General features: G+C 73.8%; 2 protein-coding genes. Both read left to right on the plus strand.

Translation table 11 applies throughout. From position 1 onward, the window contains the following. Positions 1–1,379, plus strand: a 1,379-nt coding sequence (locus ACIQTO_RS26915; RefSeq protein WP_402392943.1) for a trypsin-like serine protease, incomplete at its 5' end; no start/stop codon positions are given. Positions 1,380–1,476: 97 nt separating this feature from the next. Next, positions 1,477–3,144 carry a trypsin-like serine protease gene (locus ACIQTO_RS26920; protein WP_402392946.1) on the plus strand — a complete coding sequence of 556 codons (1,668 nt, stop codon included), beginning with the start codon at positions 1,477–1,479 and terminating at the stop codon, positions 3,142–3,144. The last annotated feature ends 111 nt before the right edge of the window (positions 3,145–3,255 follow it).

A 3,255-nucleotide genomic window follows, 5' to 3' on the forward strand; every position in this document is an offset into this window, starting at 1 on the left:
CCGCGTCCTGCTTCGCCGACGACCCGGCGCAGCCCGCCGCGCTGCAGGCCGGCGCGCCCAAGTGGAAGACCACCGCCACCGTCGGCCGCACCGACGTCACCACGAGTGCCGGCAAGTCCGTCGACGTCGTCGAGCTGGTGCCGCGTCAGGACCGTGACCTGGTGATGGCCCGCCTGGCCGCCCCGGTCGACGGCATCGCCACCCTGCCGCTGGCCACCGCCGCGGCCACCGCCGGTGAGTCCCTGCGGGTGCCCGGCTACGGCCGCACCAAGACCGAGTGGGCCCCGCTCAAGCTCCACAGCGGCTCGTTCACCGTCGACGCCGTCACCGCGAGCACCGTGAGCACCACCGGCACCGCCGGCGCCTCGGTCTGCAAGGGCGACACCGGCGCCCCCGTCATCCGCGAGGTCAACGGCACCGCCGAACTCGCCGCCGTCGCCTCCCGCTCCTGGCAGGGCGGCTGCTTCGGCAGCACCGAGACCCGCACCGGCGCCACCAACACCCGCGTCGACGACCTCGGCACCTGGGTGAAGAGCGTGAAGGCGTCGCGCCCGGCGAGCAGGCTGTTCGCCGTCGGCGGCGACAGCCAGATCTGGACCAACGAGGGCTCCTACAACGCGAACGTGTGGGGGACCTTCGACGCGGTGCCCGGCAGCGGCAACACCCAGCAGGTCAGTTCGGTCGCCATCGGCAACACCGTGCGCCTGTTCACCGTCGGGACCGACGGGCAGATCCGGACCACCACCGGCGACTACACCGCCGGCACCTGGAGCGGCTTCTCGGCCCTGCCCAGCAGCGGCATCCGCCAGGTGACCGCCGTCGCGATCGGCACCACGGTGCACGTGTTCGCCATCGGCGGCGACCAGCGGATCTGGACCTCCGACAGCACCGACGGCGGCGCCTGGAGCACCTTCGAGGCCCTCCCCAGCAGCGGCATCCAGAACATCGCCGCCACGGCCGTCGGCAACACCGTGCGCCTGTTCGCCGTCGGCGGCGACCAGCGGATCTGGACCACCACCGGCGACTACACCGCCGGCACCTGGAGCACGTTCGAGGCCATTCCGAGCAGCGCCATCCAGAACATCGCCGCCACCACCGTCGGCACCACCGTGCGCCTGTTCGCCGTCGGCGGCGACCAGCGGATCTGGACCACCGACAGCACCGGCAACGGCCCCTGGACCACCTTCGACGCGGTCCCCGACACCGGCGGTGTCAAGCAGGTCGCCGCCACCACCATCGGTGACACGATCCGCCTGCTCGCCATCCGCGGCGACGACCAGATCTGGACCGCCGACAAGCACGCCGACGGCTCCTGGACCACCTTCTCCGCCGTCCCCAGCAGCGCCATCCAGAGCGTCACCGCCGCACCCGCGGGCTGACCCCACGGCACGTCTCCAGCCGGTGGGGTAGGTGATCGAACCCGGTCACCCACCCCACCGGCACGCAGTCACCACTACTACCTCAGGGGGACTCCCCATGCTCCGCAGCACCTCGGCTCTCACCCGCCGTTCGGGCGCGCTCGCCGCCGCCACCATCGCGGTCGGCGCGCTGGCCACCTTCTCCGCCGCGCCCGCCGGTGCCGTCGCCAGCGACCCGGCCGCGGACGGCGCCTACGCCTACACCGCCAAGCTCACCATCGGCGACAACGTCCGCTCCTGCACCGGCACCCTGGTGGACCGCAACTGGATCATCACCGCCGCGTCCTGCTTCGCCGACGACCCGGCGCAGCCCGCCGCACTGCAGGCCGGCGCGCCCAAGTGGCACACCACCGCCACCGTCGGCCGCACCGACCTCACCACCACCACGGGCGCGACCGCCGAGATCAGCGAGCTGGTGCCGCGTCAGGACCGTGACCTGGTGATGGCCCGCCTCGCCACGCCCGTCGACGGCATAGCCCCGCTCGCCCTCGCCGCCGCCGCGCCGACGGCCGGCGCGAGCCTGCGGGTTCCCGGCTACGGCCGGAACAAGACCGAGTGGGTGCCCAACAAGCTCCACAGCGGCTCGTTCACCGTCGACGCCGTCACCGCGAGCACCGTGAGCACCACCGGCACCGCCGGAGCGGCGGTCTGCAAGGGCGACACCGGCGCCCCCGTCATCCGCGAGGTCAACGGCACCGCCGAACTCGCCGCCGTCGCCTCCCGCTCCTGGCAGGGCGGCTGCTTCGGCAGCACCGAGACCCGCACCGGCGCCACCAACACCCGCGTCGACGACCTCGGCGCCTGGGTCCAGCAGGTCCGCGGTACCTCGGTCGGCTGGAAGACCCAGGCCCTGGTCAAGGGGGGCACCAACCTCTACCAGGCCGCCCGCCTCTACGACGGCTCCTGGACCCCGTACGAGGACGTCCAGGCCAAGGCCGGGAACATCGGCGGCGTGCGCACCGTCGCCACCGCCGGCATCAACGGCGACACCCACGTCGTCGCCCTCGGCGCCAACGGCCACCTGTACCACACCGTCCGTCACCTCGACGGCAGCTGGAGCCAGTTCGGCGACCTCAACACCAACGTCGGCGACCTCGGCAGCATCACCCAGGTCGCCATCGCCTCCACCGGCGCCAACCTGGAGGTCGTCGTCCTGGCCGACGGCCAGCTCTTCCACACCGTCCGCAGCAGCGCCGGCTACTGGACCGGCTTCGGCAAGGTCTTCGAGGCCGCCGGCCCGCTGAGCGGTGTCACCACCCTCGCCACCGCCGGAGTGGGCGGGGACCTCCAGGTCGCCGCCGTCGCGAACGGGCAGGTCTACCACACCATCCGCTCCGGCTCCACCGGCACCTGGGCCGCCTGGGGCGCGGTCGCCGGCGCCGCCGGCTCCACCGCGCCGGTCACCTCGCTCGCCATGGCCCGCCAGGGCAACGACATGAACCTCGTCGTCGTCACCGACACCGGCGCCCAGCTCCACACCATCCGCTACGCCAACGCCACCTGGCAGCCCTTCGGCTCCGTCAGCAGCGTCATCGGACAGGTCACCGCCACCTCCGTCAGCGCCGCCCCCGTCGACACCGGCGCCCAGTTCGCCATCACCACCAGCGACAACCGCGTCCTGACCACCACCCGCCTCGCGGACGGCAACTGGGCCGCCCCCCAGGCCCTGGACCTCCAGGGCGTCACCGGCAACCACACCGGCACCGCCATCACCGGCACCCTGTAACCACGGCGCGAGCGCCACCGGGGGCGGGGGGCCGCCCCCGCCCCCCCCCCCCCCCCCGGGCCGGGCGGGGGCCGGGGCCGGACCCGCGGGAACAGCCGGGCCGCACGGGGC

It is taken from the genome of Kitasatospora sp. NPDC091207 (genome assembly GCF_044768625.1).
Classification (GTDB): Bacteria; Actinomycetota; Actinomycetes; order Streptomycetales; family Streptomycetaceae; genus Kitasatospora.